A 23,734-nucleotide genomic window follows, 5' to 3' on the forward strand; every position below is an offset into this window, starting at 1 on the left:
ACTTACAACTATATTAAAATGAAAGGAAACTTAAAAAGTTAAGTTTCCTTTTTTAATAAAACTTACCCCAATGATTCTTTGCATCACCCACTCACAGGATTTTTACAATATAGATATCTTCTTTGATTATCTAAAAGAGAAAAATATTCCGTATTTCAGGCTCAATTCAGATCATCTGAATCATCTTCAGAAAATTAATGTGAATGAAAATTCTTTTGAATTGATAGATGAATCGGGAAATAAAATTCACTCAAACGATATAAAAGCGGTTTGGCATAGAAAATCTTGGCGAATTAATATTCCGGAGGAATTGGATGAGAATTACGAAAGAATTTTTCTGAAAGAATATGCTGCTCTTCGTGAAAATCTGATGACTACTTTAAAACATCTTCCGTGGATCAATCCTTTTGAAAGTGAAAAAAAAATAGACCGCAATAAAATGCTTCAGCTGAAAATAGCTAAAAAACATAATTTAATAATTCCTAAAACGCTTTTTTCTAATGATGAAGAGCAGATTACAACATTTTTTCATCAACATTGTAATGGAAAAGCGGTAGCGAAACTTCACGGCGTAATCACCAAGTCGATGAACGGAGAAAATTTTCTTTCAACGACAGTGATCGATGAAAATAATTTGGAATTTATTGCTGATATCGCGTATTGCCCAATGATTTTTCAGCCTTACATAGATAAGGAATATGAACTGAGAATCGTTTATATCGATGGTGAATTTTTTACAGGAAAAATTAATAACAGCGAAAATCCTGATTGGCGAATTGCTCACGGAAATTTTTTCTGGTCAGAATATGATTTGCCTGAACATATTAAAGCTAGTTTAACCGCCATGATGAAAGAAATGGATCTCTACCTCGGAGCCATAGACATGATTAAAGGCAGAGACGGAAAATACTATTTTTTAGAGGTAAATCCTCAGGGAGAGTGGGGAATGCTCCAGAAAGAATTAAATTTTCCCATTGCACAGAGAATTGCAGACAATCTTATAAAAAGAATACATACCCATGAACAAAATCTTAATTATAACGCATACAAAAGATAATTTTTCAATCGAAAAAGTAACGGAATATATTGAAAAAAACGGATGTGAAGTGATCCGTTTTGATGTAGATTTATATCCTTTAAAAAATAAATTAACCACTTCATTTCAGGATGGAAAATGGAATACGATCTTAGAAACACCTGAAGCAAAATATCGTTTGGACGATATTGCAGCCATTTGGTACAGAAGAGCGTATAATATTGGCGAAGGTTTACGCGAAGAATTAGATCCTAAATTTTTTGGTGCCGCGATGGGCGAAATCCGTAATACACTTTTCGGGTTTATAGAATCGGTTGATGCTTATTCGCTGGGGAAACCAAGCGTTTACAGAAGGCTCGACAGTAAAGAAGAACAGCTGAAAATTGCTGATAAAATTGGATTGAAAATTCCGGAATCATGCCTTACAAATAACGCAGATGAAGCCAAAGAATTTATTTTAAAACATAAAAATGTAATCGCCAAAATGCAGACTGGTTTTGCGATCTATGAAGATGGCGTTGAAAATGTGGTGTTTACCAATGTGGTTTCTGAAGATAAGTTAGAAGAATTAGATTCGCTTTTGTATTGTCCGATGCAGTTTCAGAAGATGATTGAAAAGAAAAAAGAACTTCGTGTAACGGTTGTCGGTCGTGATGTCTATGCTTTTGAAATTGATTCCCAACAGTCTGAAGATGCTAAAATCGACTGGAGAAAAGACGGCGTAAATTTAATCGATAAATGGATACAGACCGAGCTTCCGAAAGATATTGAAGACAAAGTGTTGGAGTTATTGGATGTATACCATGTTGATTACGGCGCGCTGGATATCATCGTTTCGCCGGAGGATGAATATTATTTTATCGAAATCAACGCAGCCGGTGAGTTTTTCTGGCTGGATAATCTTACCGAAGGAAACCAGATTTCTAAAAGTATTGCCGATGTTTTATGTGACAAAGCCCCAAGGCGAGACAATGCCGTTTTGATGGAAACAAAAATCTAAACAGTAACAATTTATATCAATAGAAACGGGCTTTAGTCCGTTTTTTCTGTTTTGTCAAAGAAGTAGAGGTATCCAAAAGCTTATTGAATTTAAAATTTTACGACTTTTATCCATATTTCGTCTTAAAATCTCCTTTAAAAATCGCAAATTTGCAGTTGCCTATTTTGGCTGTTTTTTCGAATTGCCGATTAGGAAATATTGTCATAAATTTAGTCCACAACCAAGTAAAAATAATGAATGGTTTTTGTAACAGGTACCACTGGAATTTTGGGTAGGGTCGTCGCTCTGGAACTTCTGAAGAGAGGGAAAAGTGTGCGTGCCTCGAAGCGCCCAACAAGTAATCTGGATGATGTGAAGCATTCTTATCAGTTTTATACTGAAAATCCGGATGAATTTTTTAATAAAATTGAGTGGATTGATGTTGATTTTGATGATATTCACGCCCTTCAGGATGCCTTAAAGGGTGTGGATGAGGTCTACCATTGCGCAGCAAAAGTAGGATTTAACCCGAAAGATGATAAAGAAATTTATCATACCAATATCAAAGGAACTGAAAATTTACTATTTGCCTGCGAAGGTTCTGAAGTTAAAAAATTTCTTCACGTAAGTTCGATTGCGGTGCTTGATCTTTTTAATGAAAAAGGAGAATTAGACGAAAGTTCAGATTTCAATCCTAAAGATGAGCATTCTGCTTATGCACTTTCCAAACATCTTTCAGAAATGGAGGTATGGAGAGCTTCTGCCGAAGGACTGAATACCGTTATCGTAAATCCGGGAATGATTGTCGGAAGCGGAAACTGGGGCAACAGCAGCGGAGATATTTTCCCGACTTTTGAAAAGAATAGTTTTACATTTTCCGGCGGCACAAGCTATGCCGATGTAAGAGACGTAGCGAAGATCTGTATTGAACTGATGGAGAAAAATATGTTTGCAGAACGTTTCATTATTATTTCTGAAAATAAAAAATATGCTGATCTGGGAAAACAAATCAGAAAAGCTTTAGGTTTAAAAGAAGCAAAAATACTTTCCAATTTTCAGCTGAATGTTGGAGTTTGGGCCAATACGCTTTTCGGATGGCTGATTCCCGTATTAAGAATGGCCACAAGAACCAATGTGAAAGCAATTTCTTCATTGAATATTGTTTCCAACCAAAAAGTGAAAGATCGATTAAATTACCAGTTCATTCCCTTAGAAGAATCGGTAGATTTTCATCTTAAAAATTATATAAACGACAAAAAGCTGAAGAAATGAATCTTGCAGAGGCGATTATCATAAAGAATGTAGAAAAACATCCTATAAAAGCTGCCATTGGCTTTAAAAAGAAAGAAGTAGGATGGAAGGAACTGAGCTGGAAAAAATTCAGTGAAGTGGTATATAAAACTGCCAATGCACTAAAAACTGCCGGAATTGGAGAAAATGATAAAGTGGCAATTTATGCAGATAATTCCGGAGAGTGGATGATTTTCGATTTGGCGATTATGTCTGTAGGTGCCATTACCGTACCTATTTATTCCACCAATAATGCAGAGCAGGCAGAGCATATTATTACTGACTCTCAGGCTAAGCTGATCATGGTAGGAAATCAGGCACAATATGATGCGTGTCTTGATCTTTTCCAGAAAGAAAGCAGTTTGGAAACGATCATCATTTCTAAAAAAGCGGTCTGGATTAAAAAAGAATTCAGCAGTTTTTATCTTGAAGATTTTATTGCGAAATCATCTCCAAAATTTGAAATTCACAAAAGAGAATTAGATGATATTGCAACACTTATTTATACTTCCGGAACCACAGGAACTCCTAAAGGGGTAATGTTAACGCACGGAAATTTTATCAAAGCATTTGATGCTCATTTTGAATTTTTTAAGTTTAAAAATTTCGAAGAAGAGCTTTCACTGGCATTTTTACCGCTAACCCACGTTTTCGAAAGAAGCTGGAGCTTACTTTGTATGTACGGTGGCGCCCGAGTGTATTTCCTTGAAGATCCGAAAGATATTACAAAAACGCTTGAGGAAGTAAAACCAACCATGATGTGTGCGGTTCCGAGATTTTTCCAAAAAGTATATGCAGGTGTTTTGGAAAAGGCAGAAGAAGGATCATCATTAAAGAAAAAGATCTTCAACTGGGCTGTGGAAGTTGGAAAACAAACGGCCGAATTCAGAAGAAATGAGCAGCCTGCTCCGTTTGGTTTAAAGCTGAAAGAAGGAATTGCCGATATGCTGGTTTTCAGTAAAATTAAAGGAAAAATGGGCGGCAGATTGTGGTTTTTACCTTGTGGCGGAGCGTCTTTATCACCTGAAGTTACCCAATTTTTCGAATCGGTTGGCATTCATATTACCGTTGGATATGGTTTAACGGAAACAACAGCAACTTTAACCCTTTTTCCGTTAACTCATTTTGAACATGGAACAAGCGGAAAACCTCTGCCGGGCGTAGAAATGCGTATCGGTGAAAATGATGAAATCCAGGCGAGAGGAAACGGGATTATGAAAGGGTATTACAACAAACCTGAGGAAACACAGAAAGTTTTCACAGAAGATGGCTGGTTTAAAACGGGTGATGCAGGAAAATTTGATGACAAAGGAAATTTAATTATTACCGACAGAATCAAGGATCTTATGAAAACTTCTAACGGAAAATACATTGCTCCGCAACAGATTGAAAACCTTTTAACGAATAATAATTTTATTCAGCAAATCGTTCTTATTGCGGAGGGAAGACAGTTTGTTTCTGCCTTAATTGTTCCTAACTTTGAGTTTTTAAAAGAATATTTGAAGAAAAATAATATTCCGTTGACCAACTGGGAAGAAATTGTTACAAAGAAAGAAATTATCGATCTTTATAAAGAGAAAATAAAAGAATTGCAATCTCATCTGGCGGATTATGAAAAGGTGAAGAAATTTACGTTGATGCCCGCAGAATTTGACATCAATACCGGAGAAATAACTCCGACTTTGAAGGTGAAAAGAAATGTAGTTCTTAAAAAATATTCAGATATTATTGAGAAAATGTATTAAAAATTTAGCTTAATAAAGTTTTATCATTTTTAAATTAAACTATGACAACAACACAAGAATTTTTAGGAAAAGAAGAATTTTTGATATATACGCAAACGGTTTCGGAAAGCTGTCCTTCGAATATTGCACTGATCAAATATTGGGGGAAATACGACAATCAGATTCCGGCGAACCCGAGCATCAGTTATACTTTGAATAACTGTAAAACCAATACTATAATGGAGTTTTTGGCGGATGAGCCTTTTTCTGTTCAGACTTTTCTGGCTGGAAATGAAGAAGTGAAGTTTGCCGAAAAAATAGAAAAATATTTCAAAAATATTGAGCAGTATCTTCCGTGGATTTTGAAAGGAAAATACATCATCAGAACTGAAAATACATTTCCTCACAGCTCAGGAATTGCGAGCTCGGCATCTGGCTTTGGAGCAATTGCAAAATGTCTGATGAAGCTTGACGGAGTTTTTTCGGGGATAGATTCAGAAGAAGAATCATTAAGGAAAGCTTCTTTCCTGGCAAGATTAGGAAGTGGAAGCGCATGCAGAAGTTTGTACAACGGATTGGTCGTTTGGGGAGAATCTCAGGTGAGAGGAAGTTCAGATCTTTTTGCGGTAAAATATCCTGATGAAGAAATTCATGATGTTTTCAAAGATTTTAATGATTGGGTATTGCTGATTCATGAAGGGCAGAAAAGCGTTTCTTCAACAGTGGGACATGGTCTGATGAATACAAATCCCTATGCGGAAAGAAGATTCCTTGAAGCCAGAGAAAATTTTGGACCGATGAAAGAAATTCTGGAGAGTGGAGATATGCAGAGCTTTATCCGATTGGTGGAGCATGAAGCGCTTACTTTACACGCTATGATGATGATGAGCGAACCGGCTTTTATTTTAATGAAAACAGGAACGCTGGAAGTAATCAATAAAATTTGGGATTTCAGAAAAGAGACTAATTTGCCTTTATTCTTTACATTAGATGCGGGAGCAAACGTTCATCTTTTATTCCCGAATGACGGTTCTGAAGAAAAAATTAAAATTTTCATTGAAGCTGAATTAATACAACACACCCAGCATAACGGAGTTGTGAAGGACATCATGAAATTTTAAGATATTATACATGAAAACGGACTTGAATTCAAGTCCGTTTTTTTGTTTATTTTAATGAAATAAGTTTTACATAAAATGGAATTGTTTGAATGTGAGGGGAGTATATGTTTTATGACATTTATTACTTCAAACTTCCATCATCCAGCTTCCCAACCTTGGTTCAATCTTCCGTCACCACCGCATCACGTTCTCCATCCTCTTTCTTTCCTTCCTCAATCATTTCCTCTGCCTCCGCTTTTTCCTCCTGCGTGGCATGATCTATTCGCTCTTCCTGTTCGTCATTTTGATGATCAATGAAAAATTCACAATAAACCGGAAGGTGATCTGAACCAAAATTTTCAAGCGTTTTTAAATCTTTAATGAAAATATGCTCACTGTGGAACATCAAATCAATAGGAAATCTTAGAAAACGGTATTTTGCATGAAAAGTGGAAACAAAAGAATGCCCGATTCTAGGATCGATCAAATGACTTGTTTTTCTGAATAAAACCGAGGATTTCGACCAGGCAACATTATTAAAATCTCCCACTACAATTACAGGTTCTTTAATTTCTCGTACACGTTTTGCAGTACTTAACAGATCACCGTCTCTTTCCTTTGATGTTTCTTCTTCGGTTGGACTTGGCGGCGGCGGATGTATTCCAAAAAATACAAATTGGAAGCCGTCTTTTGTTTGCAAATGTGCTTCAATAGTCGGAATATCATCAGCAACAAAATAATGAGTCTGCGAATCTTTAACCTCAATTTTAGAATAAAAATGCATTCCGTAAGTATTTTCCAATGTTACTTTATGCTGAAAAGGATAGTCTTTCTCAAGCGGACGAAGTGCATTTTCCCATTCACCATTGCTTTCCATCGTTAAGAAAATATCGGGTTGGTATTTTTCTATCAGCTGAATAAATCGATCATATTCTTTATTGAACTGATAAACATTCGCCGAAATAAAATGTAATTTATCCGAAGAATTACTTTTCTGAGCATGTTGTTTTACAGGATAAAGTGGTGTGTATTTCACCAAAGTAACAGCGTGATGAATAAACATGATGATTAATAAGCCTTGATAATACCAAATGTCATCTGAAGAGCCTACGATAAAGCCTAAGATAAGCGTGAAAAGAATAAAATACGTGATCTGTATTTTTCCAAATTCAGGAACACGAAATATCCAGTGGGAATTTTGAATTTTCGGAAGTATGGTTAAAATTAGTAATAGTACAATCAGAATCAGGTAGGCTGTCCACATATATATTGAAATAAGAGGATAAATTTAATTTATTTTTATTGTTTTTCAAATGAAGTCGTTTTTAAACTTTGTTAATGTATTTTCTAATGAACGGTTATTTTGCTTATTTTTATTTAATTAGTTAAAAAGATTATCATGAACAAATTATTCGCAATTACCTTACTTTTAAATATTTTCTGTTTCGGGCAAAGCGATCAACACAAAGAGGTTGAAAAGCCCATTCGTCAATTGTTTTTAGGAATGAAAACCGCAAATCCTGAACTATTAAAAACAATATTTGCCGAAAATGCTATTTTCCAAACCATTACCAAAGATGGAATTGTAAAAACGGATAAAGTGGAAGATTTTATTACATCTATTTTAAAGTCTTCAAAAGATGATCTGGATGAAAGAATTTCCATAGAAGCAATTCATGTAGATGGTCTTCTGGCAAGTGTTTTTACACCCTATTCTTTTTATTATAAAGGGAAATTTTCACATTGCGGAGCGAATAGTTTTCAGCTGATAAAGCAAAACGGAGAATGGAAAATTCAATATTTAATCGATACGCGGAGAAAAGAAAATTGTAAGGAAAATTAAACCGAAAGATGTTTTTACTTTGCATAAATTTTTGGAAAATCTATCGTCCATTTTTGTTCGGTGGAATTCCATAATAAATAAGGGCCATCGAATCCTTCAATATAAGTCAGTTCAAAATTGCCCTGATGATCGGTTACGTAATATAAATAAGAACTGGAATCTTTCAATGGAAAACCTAATTTCTTTAATGTTTCCCAATCTCCATTTTCAGGAAGTTTTCCATTTGTTTTTTGATATGTTTTAATATTTTGAATGATTTTATTTCCGAATTCTATGTCGGATTTTCTTGTAATTTCAAAAGGTAGATTCCAATAAATGGTAATTGAAATAATGATGAGAAGTATTAGCGATATTATGATTATGAGTGCCTTTTTCATGGATTAAATTTTATTTCAACAATTCTATTTCAATATATTTAAAATGATTATTTCTTACACTATTTGTAGCATCAAATATAATTACTGATCCTCCTTTGTATATTTCTTCAAGTATAATATTGCAACAAAATTCAATTCCTTGTAAATCTTGTCCTGCAAAATCAACAATTATATTTTGGAATTTAGATAAAACAGAATAAAGACTTAGTAATTTTCTCGGATTTCCGGGAAGCATACTAATTTTTGTTTTTTTATTTATCCAATCTATTTCATAGATTTTTTCTGAATATGAATTACTAAGATTAGCATTCTTTTTTAGATATTCTCCCACTGTAATGGGGAAAAATATTCTTCTAAATTCAGGCTCCCGAATATAATCCACAAATGTAAATGGTTGATTAATCAGAGTATTTTTATGTTTAATTTTAGCATTGAAAATATCTTTTAAAAACATTTCAATATTAAAACTCTGTTCATCATTAATAAGTTTAATAACAATTGCTTCACCTTTATTCAATTCGAAAGGTGGAACATAAAAATGTTCTGTTTTTATGCCGTTACTTTTAATAATTATATCGCTCAATTTTAAATCTTATTTAAAAATCTTCTTAATGACATTTCCAATTTCCATAAAATCATCATGATTTCCTACCGAACGCCTTTCCGAATTATCTTTATCAAAATCTGAGAAAGGATAGATCAAAAGATAATTATTATCATGTAATTTTCTGTTTAAAAGCTCAGGAATCAGTCGCATTTGAGGAATAAAAGATTTCATTCCTTTTTTAGCCATAAAAAGGATGAGAGCCTCATCTTCTTTTAATTCAGAAGCTGTTTTTTCACCATCTCTCCAAGTTTTCATAATGATAAATTCAGCTTCTATATTGGCTTTTTTAATAATTCTCTGTAAGATACTCAGAATACTTTCTGGGGTATAGAAAACAATCGTCGCTCCTGAATTTCGGGCAATATTCCAGACTCTTAACAAAGCATGGAAAAATCCTGCTTCTTTGTGAGCATTTTCAGGAATCATCACCGCATATTTCTTAATCGTAGAAAGTGGCTGTGCAGCATGGTAAACCAATACATTGGCGTTATCATTCTGAAGATAACCATTGTAAAGATTATAAACGAAAGCGGGTGAGAAACCTTTTTCATCTTCTAAACCAATGATGAGGTCGGTAATATTTTGTTCTTTAATAACGTTGTTGATGCCGTTTACAACATCATTGTCATATCTTTTTATCGCCTGAATTTTAACATCTGCAGCGGCAGCCGAATCGGTGGCTTTATGTAAAAGTTTTTCTGCATTTTTTACGGAAGATTCATTTTTATCTTCATTAATGACATTCAATGCGGTAAGATTTTCGGTATTAGAATGTGCTTTTATCAAAATTCCCAAGTTAACCATTCGTTCAACTGTTTCCTCGTGATTGATCGCTAGCAGAATGTTTTCTTCTTCATGATTATCTCCTGAAACGGTATCTTCATTATCGCTTTCCGCAATTTTTTGCGCGCTCGACATGGAAATAAATGAGGAAATGGTACAGGAAACTAATATTAAAAGGATACTTCCATTTAAGACATGTTCATTTAACAGTCGAACTGGCTCTCCGGTTTCAGTTTCAGAAAGAATAATATTATAGCCTACCATTACGGAAGCTAATGTGGCAGCAGCAGAAGCAGAGCTCAATCCAAAAATAAGTTTTCCTTCTTCCTTGGTAAGTCTGAATGTTTTTTGTGTAGCTACCGCCGAAAAATATTTACCGCCAATAGAAGCGACGAGCATTACCCCAGCCACTGCGATGGTTTCCCAACTTTTGAAAAATACGCTGAAATCGATCAACATTCCGACACTTATTAGGAAGAATGGTATAAAAATAGCGTTTCCCACGAATTCTACACGATTCATTAAAGAAGAAGTGTGCGGAATCAATCTGTTCAAAGCTAATCCTGCGAAAAAAGCTCCGATAATGGCTTCAACTCCAGCTAATTCCGCCAAAAGTGCAGCCAAATAAATCATCACTAAAACAAAGATATATTGTGATATTTTATCGTCTACTTTTTTGAAAAACCATCGTCCTATAATGGGAAAAACTACAAGTACGATCAACGCGAAAACGATGAATGATACAGATAATTTAACCCAAAATTCTGTTCCGACCTCGCCTTGTGACATTCCTACGATGACCGCGAGCACCAGAAGGGCAAGGATATCTGTAATCATGGTTCCTCCAACGGTAATGTTTACGGCCAGATTTTTAGAAATTCCCAATTTACTGACCAGAGGATAGGCAATTAAAGTGTGGGACGAAAATAAACTAGCGAAAAGAACCGATGTTAGTACAGAAAAATGTAAAATATAATAACCGCCCAAATATCCTAAAACAAAGGGTACTGCAAATGTATAGATACCAAAGGTGAGACTTTTCCATTTGTTTTTCTTGAAGTCTCCCATATCAATTTCCAGACCGGCGAGGAACATAATGTAGAGAAGTCCCGTAGTTCCTGTGACCACAATACTGCTGTCACGTGCCAAAACATTGAATCCGTTCGGACCAATTACGGCTCCGGCTATGATTAATCCCAACAGATGCGGAACTTTTATTTTATTTAAAAGAAGAGGTGCGGCCAAAATGATAATCAACACCAATAGAAATTTCAGTACCGGATCTTCAATAGGAAGACTCAGGTTGTGTATGCTCAGCAAAATCATAAGTGTTTTTTTATTTGGTGGAACGTATTAATTCAACAGAAAATTTAGCCATGCAATTGTCTACTGCAATGGTTCTCGTTCCTCGGATCTTAGTATCGGAGATATCGTTAAGCAAAACATTCATTTCCACTTTTTTCTTTGCGGCGGAATCTGTTTTAAAATTCAGCTTAATCTCGTTATTTTCAAATTTTCCTGAATAAAGCCTTACCAGATTGTTATTGTTGATGATTTTGGTCACCAGTTGGGTAGAATCATTATCAAATTCCCAAATATCCGTACGTTGGTCACCTACTACATAGTCACTACAGTTAGATTCTGTACAGATTACTTTACCACTCCAGCTTCCTGAAATTTCTGCAGGCCATTTTATAACCTTCACCGAATCTTTTTTAGAAAAAATACTGTCTTTCATTTTTAAAAGAGCCTGATATTGAGATTCTTTTTTAGCAAACAGTTTTTCTTTTTCGAGTAATTGCTGCTCCCGTAAAGCCAGATTATTTTCTTTTTCCTTATCGGTACAGCTGATTAACAAAAGTAAGCAAGCGCAAAAAGTGAGGAGTGTTTTTTTAAGCATATTGTAAATCTTGGTCTAAACAATATAAGAAAATTTGAGGGAAATAGAAAATTGAATATGCATCAACAAATTCTAAATATTATTCAATTCTCTGTTTTTTAAACATTTCCCGATTATAATTAATCACAAAAACACCTGCGATAATTAAAATGGCTGCAACGATAAATTTAGCAGAAATTTTTTCATCTAAAATCAACCAACTTAAAAATATTGAAATAATAGTATTGATGTATGCCAAAATAGAAACCTGAACGGGAGAAACTTTCGTTAATGCATAATGGTAACAGAAGAATGCCGCGACGGAACCAAAAAGTGAAAGATAAATCATCGCAGAAATACTTTTCAAAGTCCAGTTTTCAAAATTGTAATTTTCAAGAAAAGTGAAAGCAAAAATAATCTGCAGAATTCCAGCGAAAGCAAACTGATAAAAGAGATTTAACGAAATATTACTGCTTTGGATATTCAGTTTTTTGGTGAAAATAGTTCCCGAAGCCCAACCTAAAATAGCGATGAATAAAAGAAATATTCCGAATCTATAATCCGGATTAGCCAGATCTTTAATGCCATCCCAGAAAATAAAAAGAATCCCGCTGAAACACATTAAAATACCAATCAATGCTCGGAATGTGAATTTTTGCAAACCAAGCGCAACGCTTCCTAAAAATACCAAAATAGGTGAGGTGGCGCTTATTAATGAGGTTACACTACTCGTTAATGTTTCCTCGGCAACCGTTGTTAATCCGTTAGCAATAACCAACATCAATAAAGAAAAAATAAGTTGATATTTCAAATTTTTCCAGCCAATCCATTTAAATTGTTTTCTGTAAACCAAGATGATAAACATAATAATGGCCGCCAAAAACTGACGAATTCCTGCCACAAACCAAGCCGGAATGGTTTCTACCGCAACACGGATCGAAAGGAAAGTGGTTCCCCAAACAATGGCAACCGTGAGAATGGCGAAAGTGAGTTTATAATTTTTCAAAATTCAAATGATGTGTACAATTAACAAAAATATTGAGTTAAAGACAATATCAACGGATACAGTTCCTGAACTTCTTTAGGTAACAGAACAAGTTTTGCGCCTTTTTGCATTTAACCTTATTAATTTTTTATCTTTGAACATCTAATAAAAATTGAAGAATGGTAGGAATTATTATGGGAAGTCAAAGCGACTTACCGATCATGGAACAGGCTGCGAATTTTTTGAAATCTCTGGATATTCCTTATGAATTGACGGTAGTTTCAGCGCACAGAACGCCGGAAAGAATGTTTGATTATGCTAAAACAGCCAAAGAAAGAGGTCTAAAAGTAATCGTTGCCGGAGCTGGCGGCGCGGCACATCTTCCGGGAATGGTAGCGAGCTGTACGACATTGCCTGTGATTGGTGTTCCGATTTTATCCAGTAATTCTATTGACGGATGGGATTCTGTTTTATCAATTCTTCAGATGCCGGGCGGAATTCCTGTGGCAACGGTTGCCTTAAATGGAGCCCTAAATGCCGGAATTTTAGCCGCAAAAATTATTGGAAGCGCAGATGCTCTTGTCGCTGAAAATCTTGAGAAATATCAGGAGTCTTTGAAGGATAAAGTGCTGGGAACGGTAGATGATATCAAAGCGAAACATCCGAACCATTTCGATAAATAATTTGAAATTTTTAGTTCAAAATATAAGCCTCACCGGAAAAGTGAGGCTTTGTTGTTTTTATTTTTTAATGAATTTGAAGCTATGAATTTTATCTTTTCAAACAATTTGTAGAATATAATTTCCCGTTGTAAGAAGTTCTACATTAATGAAATTTCTGTCTAAAACGTCTTTATCAACTATTCTTCCGCTCATATCTGTGATGAGATAGTTTTTTGCATTTTGAATGTTTTTAATGAAAATAATATCTTTCGCAGGATTCGGATAGATAGAAGGTAAATCGTGAAGATGATATTCAGAAGTCGACAATCTCTCACATGGTATCGCAGTATCACCACTGAAAATCCAACCTTTTGTATTTAAAAGTGTATTTCTGGAGGTAATTGTTGTTGCATCCTGAGAATATTTGAGCGTGTTGTTTATTCCTAAATTGATATTATTGGCGGTAGTAGGATTATTTGCCCATCCATAAAGAGTAGAGCTGTAATTTCCGCAATCCAGACCTGTATTTCTTATCATTCCGATGGCAGACATTAAAACACTCAGCTTCCAATCTTTTAAAGTGTGGTTAAAACTTGATGCTTCGCCAAACATGGTATTCATTTCGGTTACTTTACTTACGTCCCACATATCCAACGGTTGATCGAAACTTGATACAAGATGAAACATATGCCCCATATCTGTCACTTTAGAAGTGTCCCAGGTATTCAAAGGCTGATTAAAGATTTCTGCTTCGGCAAAAGTATATCCCATATTCGTAACGTTTGAGGTATCCCAGCCATTCAGATTTTGATTGAATAATTTTCTTTTGAAAAACATATAGCTAATATCTGTCGCAGAAGACATATTCCAAGAGCCAACAGGAGCATCAAAAGCCTCTACATTTTGCAGAAAAGAAGGAGGTGTAGTGCGCCCAAACATATATTTGAAATTTTCGACATTCGAGGTGTTCCAGTTTGCAAAAGCTTGATTACTGTTGAGTTTGAAAGTATTATAAAACATTAAAGAAGCATCGGTAACTTTACTTAGATCCGGAGTATCTGTGGCCGTTATTTCCAATAATCCGCACTGTGAAAAAGCACTTTTCATAGATTGCCATTGGGTATTTCCCCATTGTTCTATTTCAACAATTTTGTTTGAACTTCCCAAAGCTTTCATGGTTACCACATCAAAATAAGCGATTGTAGAAATCGCGTCTTCTGAAAATTTTATTTGTTTGAAAGAACCGTTTCCGTTACTTACTTTTACTCTGTAAGTGGCATCAGCAGAGTTTGGATTTAGTGAAGTACCAAAATCGATCAAAACATTCATCGTTGAGGTAACATTCGTCATTGTTCCGTTATGTTGCGGATAGCCTATTTCTTCCCAGCTTATGATATAGTTTTGCCCTATTCCCGGGAACCATATTTGGTTTTCTGCTGCCGGAGTGAATTGTGGAACTACTGGCATCAATTGTGTGACAAGATTCGGTTTCCAAATCGTTATAAATTCATTTTGAGCTTTAAAAACTTGCAGAAATGATAGCAAAATGATGAATATTGAAACTTTTTTTATCATAATTATTAGTTTGTGATTTATTTTTTGATGAATTTAAAAGTATATGTTTTGTCTTTTGAAATAATTTGAAGAATATAATTCCCGGCAACCAAAGATTCAACATGAATTAAATTGTCATTCAGATAATCCTTTGAAATAATTCTTCCACTTGTATCTGTGATAATATATGTTTTCACGTCTGCGGCATTTTTAATGTAAATAATATCTTTTACGGGATTAGGATAAATACTTGGATTATTATGATTCAAATTTGATTCTTTAATCGCTAAAACAGATTCGCAATTGCCATTATAAGTGTCTCCCGTAATTATCCAACCTTTATTATTGATGAGATAATTTCTGGCAGATACGGCAGCAGCATGAGAGTAGATCATCGGTGAAATGTAGCCCAGATTAATATTATTTGGTGTAGCCGGATTCATGCGCCATCCAAATAGTGTACTGTCATAATTCTGGCAATTAAGTCCCGAATTATTAAATATTCCAGTGGCAGAAAGTATGCTGTTGAGATTCCAGCTGCCTAAGTTTTGATTAAAGTTGGTGGCACCGTAAAACATGTTATTCATTGCAGTTACACTTGCCGTATTCCATTTGCTGATATCTTGGTTAAAAAGCGCAGCACCTTGAAACATACTCGTCATATAAAGTACTTTTGAAGTATTCCAGTTGCTTATATTTTGGTTGAAAACTTTAGCATTTAAGAACATATTGTTCATTTCCATAACTTCGGAAGTATTCCAGTTTGCCATATTTTGATTGTAAACCCATGCGTCTGTAAACATAAACTCCATATCTTTTACTTTAGAAACATCCCAATTACCAATGGGCTGATTGAATTGTCTGGCATTATGAAACATTGCCGTCATTTCCGTTACTTTAGACGTATTCCATTCTCCGATAGGTTGATTAAATTTTTGCGCCATGAGAAACATAACGGCCATACTAATTACATTACTTGTATCCCAGCTTCCAATAGGTTGATTAAAGTTGACGCATCCATTAAATATTCCTGTAAGACTCGTAATAGAAGTTGTTTTCCATTGATTAATGGAAGTATTTCCTATTAATGAGGGACAATTTCCGAACATATAAGACATATCTGAAGCAGACAAGAGATTCGGAACATCTGTTGCGATCATGTCTAAGTTGTGACAAGCGGTAAAAGCATATTTCATAGAAGACCATGCAATATCTCCCCATTGGTTTATCTCGATAATTTTCGAAGTATCACCCGTAATATAGGCTGTGTCGGGCAAAGTGTCAGGATCTCTGAACAGAATTCTGTGAAAATTTCCGTTTCCGTTACTCACTTTCACAATGTATGTTGCATTTGAAGGATCGGGATTGAGCGGAGTTCCAAAATCTAATAATACCTGATAGAAAGAATTTACATCGGTTAAGGTGGCATTATGTGCCGGATAGCCTTTTTCTTCCCAATATATTGTGAAATTAGTTCCTCTCAAAGGTATCCAAGCTTGGGTATTTGAAGAAGGAAAGGGCAAATTTGTCGGAAGACTAATTTGAATATTACTTGGTTTCCAAGTGGTAATAAATTCGTTTTGAGCGTTGAATGTTTGGAGAAATAGAAAGAAAGTACATAAGGTTAGTAGTTTTTTGATCATATCAATATTTTGTGAAATAAAGATAATGAAAATAAAAAACTTAGCAAAATTTTAGCTTTTTTGTTGAGGAAGTGATATTTTATTCCGTAAATATAGAATTTATCAGCAAATAAAAAACTCTTCAAAAATTTGAAGAGTTTCATTTTTATTGTTCAAGCATATTGTCTCGCGTATTTTTTTGAACGGCGATGGCTCCGAAAAGAGCTAATAAAAAGGCAAATCCGTAAAAACCTTTTTCACTTGGTAGAATGGTGGCATTCCATAATCCGATAGCCAATAAAACAATGGAAGAAAGGGTGGCAAACCAGCAAATTCCGTAATAAATGTCAGTTACTTTGATATTTTCTAATCTGTCACGAACCGCTTTCTGCAGAGAAACTACCGCAAATAATCCGTATAATAAGATTGTGAAATAATATCCTTTTTCGTTAAGCTGCATTTCGGCTCTTGCCAAACCTACGATAAAACCAATCATTCCTGCTCCCAATGCAACCCATGATGCCGCAATGAATGCGTTTGATACATTTTGTTTTTTCATGTTTAATGTTTTTGTTAAAGCCTCAAAGATATTAATTTAAATTAAATATGAACAACAACTGAAATTTTGAATTTTTATTGCATGACTATAAAGTGAATGGTGAAATGTCAATTCGCTTCGCTTGTCAATTTTTATAACTTCATGTAGAATTCACAATTCACTTGCGAAGCAAAATTCACAATTGACTTTCTCACTGTCGCAATTTCCTAGCCCTGATCGCAGCATTTGTTTGAGCTCATTTTATATTTTAGGTTTCGGCGGCGCGGCAGCGAAGCTGCCGCGCCGCCGAAACCTAAAATATAAAATAGCGAGTGCGAAGAGCAGGAAATAGCTTCTAAAAAAACAAAAAAATCCCCTAAATTAGGAGAGCTTTACTATTTATTGAGTAATATATTCGTAATTATATTTAACATACATATTTCCGTTGGCTTCTTTCCCGATTACTTGAGTAGGTAATTGATGGCTGTTGTACTGAATTTCGTACGTAATATTTTGATTAGGAATCCAGTTTCCTGCGTTATCTTTATTACTAATTTTTTCAGAAGTATAATTATTAGGGCTTAAAACATACGCACCGCCTATCGTTGTTCTAAAGTATTTATTGGTGTAAGAAAAAGGATTTAGCTTATTATCGTAAACAAATTCTCTTTTTGTAGAAAATGAAAACGTACCTCCGCTTACGTAAATTTCTGTCGCAATATTATCTCCGTTGTAAGTATACGTTGAGGTACTAGGTTTGGAACAATCTCCTGATTGACATTGAGTATATCCACTAAGTTTTCCATTATTATAATTGTAAGTTATCGATCTGTTATAATCTGAATTACTGTATATAGAATTCACTGTAGTAAGCTGTTCACCATTATAAATATAAGCTGCATAATATTCTAAAGTTCCATCAGCTTTATAATAATTTGTCTTTACAGGTTTTCCTGCGGTATCATATTCAAAAACAGAAGTTCTGCCTTCAGATATAATTTTACTGAGTTGTTTTTGGCTATTGTATTCTAGTGTTGCGACAGTAGTTTCAGGATTTGAAGGATTGTCGTAATAAACAGTCGTGATTTTACTTAATAATGCAGGCGGTCCAACAACAGGATCAGTAATGATTGTCTCATTTTCATCATTACTGCTACATCCTTTACAGAATACCACTGAGCTCATCATGCTCAGAAGGAAATATTTTTTCATTCGATTAATAATTTTTTTCGCCTGCAAAAATAGAAAAATACTAAGAAAGTTTAATATTTAAAAACAAAAAAACTCCCCAAAAATTGGAGAGTTTATATTATGTTGAGATCCTTCGATAGTTCGACAAGCTCACTATAAACAGGATGACAATTTTTAGTATCTGTAATACTCAGGTTTGAAAGGTCCTTTCACATCAACACCGATGTATTCAGCTTGTTCAGTTGAAAGAACTTCTAGCTCTACGCTTAATTTCTTAAGGTGAAGAGCAGCCACTTTTTCATCTAAATGCTTAGGCAACATATATACTTCGTTTCCGTAAGCTTCAGAATTGTTCCAAAGTTCGATTTGAGCCAAAGTTTGGTTAGAGAAAGAGTTAGACATTACGAAAGATGGGTGACCTGTTGCACAACCAAGGTTTACCAACCTCCCTTCAGCAAGAATAATAACTTCTTTACCTTCAACGTTGTAGATATCAACCTGAGGCTTAACTTCAGATTTTGTGTGACCATAGTTTTCGTTCAACCAAGCCATATCGATTTCGTTATCGAAGTGACCAATGTTACAAACGATCGCTTTATCTTTTAATTTCAAGAAATGCTCTTTTCTTACGATATTGAAGTTACCAGTAGTCGTGATTACGATATCTGCGTTATCAACTACAGTATCTAATCTTTTTACTTCGTAACCGTCCATTGCAGCTTGAAGCGCACAAATTGGGTCGATTTCAGTTACAGTAACGATAGAACCAGCTCCTCTGAAAGATGCAGCAGTACCTTTACCTACGTCTCCATATCCGCAAACTACCACTCTTTTTCCAGCTAACATTACGTCAGTAGCTCTTCTTACAGCATCTACTGCAGATTCTTTACAACCGTATTTGTTATCGAATTTAGACTTAGTAACTGAATCGTTTACGTTGATTGCAGGCATTACCAAAGTTCCGTTCTTCATTCTTTCATACAATCTGTGAACACCAGTTGTAGTTTCTTCAGAAAGGCCTTTGATATCTTTTGTGAATTCAGGATATTTATCGAAAACCATGTTTGTTAAATCTCCACCATCATCCAAAATCATGTTTAATGGTTTTCTGTCTTCACCGAAGAATAAAGTTTGTTCGATACACCAATCGAATTCCTCTTCATTTAGACCTTTCCAAGCATAAACCGGAATTCCAGCAGCAGCAATTGCAGCAGCAGCGTGATCCTGTGTAGAGAAAATATTACAAGAAGACCAAGTAACTTCAGCTCCTAAAGCTACCAAAGTCTCGATAAGCACAGCCGTTTGAATTGTCATGTGAAGACATCCAGCGATTCTTGCACCTTTTAACGGTTGAGATGGCCCGTATTCTTCACGAATAGACATCAAACCAGGCATTTCAGCTTCCGCCAAAGTAATTTCTTTTCTTCCCCATTCTGCCAGGGAAATGTCCTTAACTTTATAAGGAACGTATTGTGTTGTTGTACTCATATGTATAATGAATAAGTTTAAAATTTAATTAATAATAAGATGCAAAATTACAACTAATAATTAAAATATAAAAATGACATATTTCGTAGTCTTTATCAGATTTTATATTGATTAAAATTATTTATTCTAATTATAAATAACTATTTTTGCGGAACAAATATATATCATGAATCATACACATACACAGGAAGATGCTCACAGACAAGCAAAGCCGCTTACTCCGAAAGTAAAAGAGTTAATTGAAAGAACTAAAAGTGTAATCTTGGCAACGGTAGATGCAGAAGAAACACCAAATTCAAGCTATGCTCCGTTTGTTCAGGTTGATAATACATTTTATATTTTAGTGTCTTTCATGGCAAAGCATACTAAAAATTTGGCTGACGGAAGAAAAACTTCAGTGATGTTTATCGAAGATGAATCTGCTACAAAACAAATTTACGCTCGTGAGAGATTAACGATTGAAGCTTCAACTTCTCAGGTGGAAAAAGATTCTGAAACGTGGAACACAGTTGTTTCTCTATTAAAAGAAACTCACGGGAAAGTAGTAGACGTTATCGCTGAAATGAAAGATTTTATCTTAATCGGTCTTCACCCAACAAAAGGAGCTTATGTAAACGGTTTCGGAAGTGCTTATTTCGTAGATCAGAATCTTGAAATTATGGAGCACAGAAATGATCAGAATCACCAGTCTAAATAATAATTAAGGAAGGAAGCTGGATGATGGAAGCTAGAGGTTTTACTACTAACTGCTTTATTATCTTTTAGCTTTTTTAATAATATATAATTCACTTGGATCTTAGGATTTGAGTGAATTTTTTTGTTTAATTTTATTTGAATCTAAATTTCTGCGGTCTGTTTGTCATGCTGAAAGTATCTCAACATTGTACGTTTATGTATTGTCTAAATGCTTTTAGCATGACAAACTACATGTTTAAAAGTTTGTAGTAAAAACCTCCATCCTCAAACTCCCATCTTCCAACCAAATATCCACCAAAAATTTTTTTACTAATTTTGCACAATAAACAAACACATGCCTCTTTACCGCGATTTTTCTGATGACAACGCTACAATTCTTGTTTGGAAATACGATGAAACCGAAGAATTGAATATTGATGAACTTTTAGAGCCTGAAAATGCTGAAAAAGTAAAAGATTATCATCCGAAAAAGCTATTGGAAGTATTGATGGTTCGTAAACTTTTGAAAGGTTTAAAGCCAAATTCCAAAATATTGTATAAAGAAAGAGAGCCTTTTTTATCTCCAAAAGATGCCGAAATCTCCATTACGCATTCTTTTCCGTTTGCGGCGATTGCTATTTCTAAGAATAAAATAGGGATTGATATTGAAAAATTTAATCCTAAAATTTTAAGGGTAATCGACAAATTTACTTACGAAAACGAGCGCGGATTTATCCCTTTTGATAATGAAGTGACGTTTTATACCATTATTTGGAGCGTGAAGGAAAGTATGTATAAAATTCACCATTCCAAACATTGGTCGCTGAAGAAACATTATGATGTTCAGCCTTTCGAGTTAAAATACCTTCATCACATCAAATGCAGGGTTTACGACGAGCATATTTCCGATGAGTTAAAGGCTAGAGTAGAGTTCTTCGACGACTATTGCTTCACGATTGTTGAGGAATAGCTTCTGTTGTTTCAGACTTTTCGTGAGATTCACTTCTGTATTTTTCAATCACTTTTCGCTGTTCTTTGGCCACATCGAAGATCAGTTCCAACACATCGTGGATGTTTTTAAGCTCCGTTAAACGAGAGATTTTATTAGGATCTCTTTGATTTCTGGATTCGTGATCGGCAAGCTCGGTTTTTCGCTTTAAAATTAGATCGTCAAAAGAAGAATCTTCGGGTTCAATTCTACTTTCCATTTTCAAAGATTCGCTGATTTTATTTCCATTCAACAAATTAGAAATCTGTAACATTTCAGCTTCAATTTTCTTGCTCCATCCTTCTGCGTCTATTTCAGGATATTTTTCATCATCCTTTACATATTGTGAAAGAGAAGCAGTATACGCCGTAATCAGGTGAGAAGTTGCAACAAATTGGTGAACAACTTCTAGTTTTTTCTGCTGATTTTTAGGCTCAGAAATCATTCGCTGAAAATTATCGGAAAGATTGGCTAAAGCGATGATGGCGTTCTTACGTTTTACTTTATAATCTTCAATATCAAAGCTGTCATCCAAAAATTTAGAAATCACACATTGGAAATAAATTAAATTACATTCCGCTGATTTTTTCATTAAATCTAAATTCTGTGTATGCTCCCAAACCGGCAAAACCAAATAGGAAACTAAAGAAGCGATCAAACCGGCAATAATGGTATCTACAATTCTGTCTCTGAAAATAATATCTACATGTCCAGGACTTAAAAAATTAAAACTCAGAAAAATATAAATAGTCATAAACAAAACAGCCCAGAAATATCTGCCTTTCAAAAAGCTGAAACACATAATCATGCTCAACAGCAAAATGGTAAACAATACCTGATTGATGTGAATGAAATGCAGAATTCCATACGCAATCGTGGCTCCGGCAATCGTTCCGTACAAACGCAGAAGATTTCTTTGTTTGGTAATGGAGTAGGCGGGTTTTAGGATGGCGATAACAGTAATTAAAATCCAATAAGTATGACCGATGCCTAAAAAATCAAACATAGAGAATGAATAACCGATCAATAAAGCAATCGTAATTCTCAAAGCATGGCGAAAATGGGATGAGGAAAGTGAAATATTATCTTTTAAAACTTTCGCATTGATCTTCTGCTCACTCGGCATAAATTTTCTCAAATCCAATCCAGTAGAAAGACTCTTCGCCAGTTTTACATTTTGAGAAAACACTTTATAAATCTCGTTGATTTCCTTTGTAATTTCGTTGATGCGAACTAAAATTTGGCGCAACACCATGAAATGCTCGAAATTATCGGGAGAAATCTGTTGATTCCTTAGTTCAAAATAAACATGATTTAAACTTTTTAATTCAGTCTCCAAATTAAACATAGGCTTAGCGCGAGTTCCGATTTGCAAAGAAATTCCGATGTTTGTAATTTCTTCAGCCAAAAGATTCAGGTAATCATGAATATTCACCAAAATCATGCTGTCTTCAAAGCTTTTTTGAAGTTTGTCGTAATCACTTTCAGAGGTCATCAGTTTTTCATGAAGATCCATTGAATTCAATAACATCAACATCAGCAAACGGCTCGTAGTTGTTGATTCGTTGACGATGACCCTTGTTTTGAAAACCGTTTCTCTGGTTTCTTCCTGAAGATTTTTAATTTCAATCTGTTTGGCAATAACCTGTGTTGTCAGCTTCGCAAAATCTGGATTTTTCTGATAATAATTAGCTTTGATTTTTAAAAATTCAGCCAGTTGAAGATAGTTTTCTCCAATCATCTGGCTTGCCAATTTGTAAGGCTGAATGGTGGAAACGATTAAAAAAATCAATAAAAACCAAAAACATCCCGAAGCAAAGATTAATAAGCTTTTGAGGATATTGTCACCTGTTAAATGTCCATCAATAAAGATCGCGAGTACGACCAAAGAAAGTGAACCAACAGCGGCTAATCTTTGTCCGTAAACTCCAATCAATGAAAAAAAGAGTCCGAAAACTACGATTTCAGCAAAGACAAAAATTTTGAGGTGCATGACTAAACTGGCTACAAGCGCCACCAAAACGAAGCAGAAAATCGCAAAAGTCAATGAATTTCTTCTTCGGATAAATGGTCCAGGCTGGTCGGTTAGTGCTACAAAGCTGGTTCCCAACGGAAAAAGAAAGTATTCTTTCAGAATTCCGAAGTGGGCGAGAACTAAACATGGCAGAACAGTGGCCAGTGTAATTCTGATCGCAGAATATACATATTGGCTGGTTACGAATTTTTTGAGCTCCGCAGAATAGTTCATAGTGCAAAATTAGGTATTGACAACAGAAAATGCCTTATAAAAATAAGACTTTTGTAAACATATTTCTTATTATTGATGTTTATTTTATTATGAACTTTGAATTTTTCTTACCACGTGAATTAACAGGCTTTAAGTTTTGAGTTTGGGGGGGGGGGGGGGGGGGGG

General features: G+C 34.8%; 21 protein-coding genes. 9 read left to right on the forward strand and 12 right to left on the reverse strand.

From position 1 onward, the window contains the following. Window positions 1-70 precede the first annotated feature (70 nt). From ABEG63_RS15445 to ABEG63_RS15465, 5 genes are all read left to right on the forward strand, one after another. Window positions 71-1,057 carry an MvdC/MvdD family ATP grasp protein gene (locus ABEG63_RS15445; protein ID WP_346586024.1) on the forward strand — a complete coding sequence of 329 codons (987 nt, stop codon included), beginning with the start codon at window positions 71-73 and terminating at the stop codon, window positions 1,055-1,057. Continuing rightward, window positions 1,020-2,036: an MvdD family ATP-grasp ribosomal peptide maturase gene (locus tag ABEG63_RS15450; protein ID WP_267405232.1), complete on the forward strand. Its 1,017-nt coding sequence runs from the start codon at window positions 1,020-1,022 to the stop codon at window positions 2,034-2,036. The genes ABEG63_RS15445 and ABEG63_RS15450 overlap by 38 nt, the downstream gene beginning before the upstream one ends. Before the next feature lie 237 nt (window positions 2,037-2,273). Beyond that, window positions 2,274-3,287, forward strand: coding sequence for an NAD-dependent epimerase/dehydratase family protein (locus ABEG63_RS15455; protein WP_346586025.1), 1,014 nt, complete (start codon window positions 2,274-2,276; stop codon window positions 3,285-3,287). Then, window positions 3,284-5,050, forward strand: a complete 1,767-nt coding sequence (locus ABEG63_RS15460) for a long-chain fatty acid--CoA ligase (RefSeq protein WP_346586026.1) — start codon at window positions 3,284-3,286, stop codon at window positions 5,048-5,050. The genes ABEG63_RS15455 and ABEG63_RS15460 overlap by 4 nt, the downstream gene beginning before the upstream one ends. Window positions 5,051-5,091: 41 nt before the next feature. Next, window positions 5,092-6,150: a diphosphomevalonate decarboxylase gene (locus tag ABEG63_RS15465; protein ID WP_346586028.1), complete on the forward strand. Its 1,059-nt coding sequence runs from the start codon at window positions 5,092-5,094 to the stop codon at window positions 6,148-6,150. Window positions 6,151-6,310: 160 nt separating this feature from the next. Here ABEG63_RS15465 and ABEG63_RS15470 read toward each other — a convergent pair whose 3' ends face one another. Continuing rightward, window positions 6,311-7,393 carry an endonuclease/exonuclease/phosphatase family protein gene (locus tag ABEG63_RS15470; RefSeq protein ID WP_346586030.1) on the reverse strand — a complete coding sequence of 361 codons (1,083 nt, stop codon included), beginning with the start codon at window positions 7,391-7,393 and terminating at the stop codon, window positions 6,311-6,313. A 135-nt stretch (window positions 7,394-7,528) separates the two neighbouring features. Between ABEG63_RS15470 and ABEG63_RS15475 the strand changes: the two genes are divergently transcribed. Further along, window positions 7,529-7,972, forward strand: a complete 444-nt coding sequence (locus ABEG63_RS15475) for a nuclear transport factor 2 family protein (protein WP_346586032.1) — start codon at window positions 7,529-7,531, stop codon at window positions 7,970-7,972. A 14-nt stretch (window positions 7,973-7,986) separates the two neighbouring features. On the opposite strand, the gene ABEG63_RS15480 is transcribed toward ABEG63_RS15475, so the two are convergent. From ABEG63_RS15480 to ABEG63_RS15500, 5 genes are all read right to left on the reverse strand, one after another. Further along, complete coding sequence (locus tag ABEG63_RS15480) at window positions 7,987-8,349, reverse strand: hypothetical protein (protein WP_346586033.1); 363 nt, start codon at window positions 8,347-8,349, stop codon at window positions 7,987-7,989. Between the two features lie 10 nt (window positions 8,350-8,359). Beyond that, the gene (locus ABEG63_RS15485; RefSeq protein WP_346586034.1) at window positions 8,360-8,932 is read right to left on the reverse strand and encodes a hypothetical protein; all 573 of its coding nucleotides are present in this window, start codon (window positions 8,930-8,932) and stop codon (window positions 8,360-8,362) included. Between the two features lie 9 nt (window positions 8,933-8,941). Then, window positions 8,942-11,065 (reverse strand): cation:proton antiporter, encoded by a 2,124-nt coding sequence (locus ABEG63_RS15490; RefSeq protein WP_346586035.1) that lies wholly within the window; start codon window positions 11,063-11,065, stop codon window positions 8,942-8,944. Window positions 11,066-11,075: 10 nt separating this feature from the next. Next, entirely contained in the window at window positions 11,076-11,639 is a 564-nt protein-coding gene (locus tag ABEG63_RS15495; RefSeq protein ID WP_346586036.1) for a hypothetical protein, read from the reverse strand. A 79-nt stretch (window positions 11,640-11,718) separates the two neighbouring features. Then, on the reverse strand, window positions 11,719-12,624 hold the full coding sequence (locus ABEG63_RS15500; protein ID WP_267405242.1) for an EamA family transporter: 906 nt from the start codon (window positions 12,622-12,624) through the stop codon (window positions 11,719-11,721). Window positions 12,625-12,782: 158 nt separating this feature from the next. Between ABEG63_RS15500 and purE the strand changes: the two genes are divergently transcribed. Then, window positions 12,783-13,286, forward strand: coding sequence for a 5-(carboxyamino)imidazole ribonucleotide mutase (gene purE, locus ABEG63_RS15505; protein WP_267405243.1), 504 nt, complete (start codon window positions 12,783-12,785; stop codon window positions 13,284-13,286). 96 nt (window positions 13,287-13,382) lie between these two features. Here the strand turns inward: purE and ABEG63_RS15510 are convergent, their stop codons facing one another. From ABEG63_RS15510 to ahcY, 5 genes are all read right to left on the reverse strand, one after another. After that, window positions 13,383-14,840, reverse strand: coding sequence for a BspA family leucine-rich repeat surface protein (locus tag ABEG63_RS15510; protein WP_346586038.1), 1,458 nt, complete (start codon window positions 14,838-14,840; stop codon window positions 13,383-13,385). Between the two features lie 17 nt (window positions 14,841-14,857). Further along, window positions 14,858-16,462 (reverse strand): BspA family leucine-rich repeat surface protein, encoded by a 1,605-nt coding sequence (locus tag ABEG63_RS15515; protein ID WP_346586040.1) that lies wholly within the window; start codon window positions 16,460-16,462, stop codon window positions 14,858-14,860. Window positions 16,463-16,607: 145 nt separating this feature from the next. Beyond that, window positions 16,608-17,000 carry an inner membrane protein YiaA gene (yiaA, locus tag ABEG63_RS15520; protein WP_346586041.1) on the reverse strand — a complete coding sequence of 131 codons (393 nt, stop codon included), beginning with the start codon at window positions 16,998-17,000 and terminating at the stop codon, window positions 16,608-16,610. A gap of 378 nt (window positions 17,001-17,378) precedes the next feature. Continuing rightward, entirely contained in the window at window positions 17,379-18,191 is an 813-nt protein-coding gene (locus ABEG63_RS15525; RefSeq protein WP_346586042.1) for a hypothetical protein, read from the reverse strand. 153 nt (window positions 18,192-18,344) lie between these two features. Continuing rightward, a complete protein-coding gene (gene ahcY / locus ABEG63_RS15530; protein WP_267405247.1) occupies window positions 18,345-19,658 on the reverse strand; it encodes an adenosylhomocysteinase in 1,314 nt (437 codons plus the stop codon). Window positions 19,659-19,824: 166 nt separating this feature from the next. On the opposite strand from ahcY, the gene ABEG63_RS15535 reads away from it, so the two are divergent. Both ABEG63_RS15535 and ABEG63_RS15540 read left to right on the forward strand, forming a co-directional pair. Next, window positions 19,825-20,355 carry a pyridoxamine 5'-phosphate oxidase family protein gene (locus ABEG63_RS15535; RefSeq protein WP_346586045.1) on the forward strand — a complete coding sequence of 177 codons (531 nt, stop codon included), beginning with the start codon at window positions 19,825-19,827 and terminating at the stop codon, window positions 20,353-20,355. 333 nt (window positions 20,356-20,688) lie between these two features. Continuing rightward, a complete protein-coding gene (locus ABEG63_RS15540) occupies window positions 20,689-21,303 on the forward strand; it encodes a 4'-phosphopantetheinyl transferase superfamily protein (protein ID WP_267405249.1) in 615 nt (204 codons plus the stop codon). Here the strand turns inward: ABEG63_RS15540 and ABEG63_RS15545 are convergent. Continuing rightward, window positions 21,284-23,569 (reverse strand): FUSC family membrane protein, encoded by a 2,286-nt coding sequence (locus ABEG63_RS15545; RefSeq protein ID WP_267405250.1) that lies wholly within the window; start codon window positions 23,567-23,569, stop codon window positions 21,284-21,286. The two genes, ABEG63_RS15540 and ABEG63_RS15545, sit on opposite strands and share 20 nt — an antisense overlap. Window positions 23,570-23,734 lie beyond the last annotated feature (165 nt).

The sequence above is a fragment of the Chryseobacterium sp. C39-AII1 genome (genome assembly GCF_039672645.1).
In the GTDB taxonomy this organism is placed as follows: domain Bacteria; phylum Bacteroidota; class Bacteroidia; order Flavobacteriales; family Weeksellaceae; genus Chryseobacterium.

Excerpts from the sequence above, each read along its gene's own strand:
- ABEG63_RS15445 (WP_346586024.1), top strand. The coding sequence starts at position 71 with ATGATTCTTTGCATCACCCACTCACAGGATTTTTACAATATAGATATC.
- ABEG63_RS15450 (WP_267405232.1), top strand. The coding sequence starts at position 1,020 with ATGAACAAAATCTTAATTATAACGCATACAAAAGATAATTTTTCAATC.
- ABEG63_RS15455 (WP_346586025.1), top strand. The coding sequence starts at position 2,274 with ATGGTTTTTGTAACAGGTACCACTGGAATTTTGGGTAGGGTCGTCGCT.
- ABEG63_RS15460 (WP_346586026.1), top strand. The coding sequence starts at position 3,284 with ATGAATCTTGCAGAGGCGATTATCATAAAGAATGTAGAAAAACATCCT.
- ABEG63_RS15465 (WP_346586028.1), top strand. The coding sequence starts at position 5,092 with ATGACAACAACACAAGAATTTTTAGGAAAAGAAGAATTTTTGATATAT.
- ABEG63_RS15470 (WP_346586030.1), bottom strand. The coding sequence starts at position 7,393 with ATGTGGACAGCCTACCTGATTCTGATTGTACTATTACTAATTTTAACC.
- ABEG63_RS15475 (WP_346586032.1), top strand. The coding sequence starts at position 7,529 with ATGAACAAATTATTCGCAATTACCTTACTTTTAAATATTTTCTGTTTC.
- ABEG63_RS15480 (WP_346586033.1), bottom strand. The coding sequence starts at position 8,349 with ATGAAAAAGGCACTCATAATCATAATATCGCTAATACTTCTCATCATT.
- ABEG63_RS15490 (WP_346586035.1), bottom strand. The coding sequence starts at position 11,065 with ATGATTTTGCTGAGCATACACAACCTGAGTCTTCCTATTGAAGATCCG.
- ABEG63_RS15495 (WP_346586036.1), bottom strand. The coding sequence starts at position 11,639 with ATGCTTAAAAAAACACTCCTCACTTTTTGCGCTTGCTTACTTTTGTTA.
- purE (WP_267405243.1), top strand. The coding sequence starts at position 12,783 with ATGGTAGGAATTATTATGGGAAGTCAAAGCGACTTACCGATCATGGAA.
- ABEG63_RS15510 (WP_346586038.1), bottom strand. The coding sequence starts at position 14,840 with ATGATAAAAAAAGTTTCAATATTCATCATTTTGCTATCATTTCTGCAA.
- ABEG63_RS15515 (WP_346586040.1), bottom strand. The coding sequence starts at position 16,462 with ATGATCAAAAAACTACTAACCTTATGTACTTTCTTTCTATTTCTCCAA.
- yiaA (WP_346586041.1), bottom strand. The coding sequence starts at position 17,000 with ATGAAAAAACAAAATGTATCAAACGCATTCATTGCGGCATCATGGGTT.
- ABEG63_RS15525 (WP_346586042.1), bottom strand. The coding sequence starts at position 18,191 with ATGAAAAAATATTTCCTTCTGAGCATGATGAGCTCAGTGGTATTCTGT.
- ahcY (WP_267405247.1), bottom strand. The coding sequence starts at position 19,658 with ATGAGTACAACAACACAATACGTTCCTTATAAAGTTAAGGACATTTCC.
- ABEG63_RS15535 (WP_346586045.1), top strand. The coding sequence starts at position 19,825 with ATGAATCATACACATACACAGGAAGATGCTCACAGACAAGCAAAGCCG.
- ABEG63_RS15540 (WP_267405249.1), top strand. The coding sequence starts at position 20,689 with ATGCCTCTTTACCGCGATTTTTCTGATGACAACGCTACAATTCTTGTT.
- ABEG63_RS15545 (WP_267405250.1), bottom strand. The coding sequence starts at position 23,569 with ATGAACTATTCTGCGGAGCTCAAAAAATTCGTAACCAGCCAATATGTA.